Source organism: Planococcus sp. RAB007_Raresut (assembly GCF_057369535.1).
In genome coordinates this window covers 1-427 of sequence record NZ_JBXYIF010000035.1, presented here as the reverse complement: position 1 = coordinate 427, position 427 = coordinate 1, and the positions used below count along the sequence as shown (strand labels likewise).

Below are 427 nucleotides of genomic sequence, written 5' to 3'. Positions count from 1 at the left end.
CGTTCACAACTAGTATACGATACTCGAACAAGAATCCCTATACTGGCAATAGTCCTAGCAGAAACGTATCGGGATCGGGACGGATACAAAACACCTCTCCGCTGATGGAACGGAGAGGTGTCGGTCATTCGGTGACTTTTACTTGTCCCATCATCCCATTTTCTTCATGCTCGAGGATGTGGCAATGATACATGAACGTTCCCGTTTTAGTGAAGGTGAGTTCGATTTTCACCCGTTCATCGGGAGCGATGGCTACCGTATCTTTCCACCCTTTCTCCTGATCGGATGGTGGTTTTCCGTCTCGACTGATGACTCGGAACTGGACGCCGTGGATGTGGAAGGGATGTGTCATCCCACCCATCATATCTGGTTTATTTTCAATTTCCCATACCTCGGTGTCTCCGCGTTTCGCTTCGATGTCGATACG

The 427-nt window shown here is 48.9% G+C and carries 1 protein-coding gene; it reads right to left on the bottom strand.

The genetic code is table 11. The features are described from left to right. Nucleotides 1-124 precede the first annotated feature (124 nt). The coding region (locus tag AC2Q9J_RS17610) for a multicopper oxidase domain-containing protein (RefSeq protein ID WP_499041961.1) at nt 125-427 on the bottom strand (303 nt) is incomplete at its 5' end.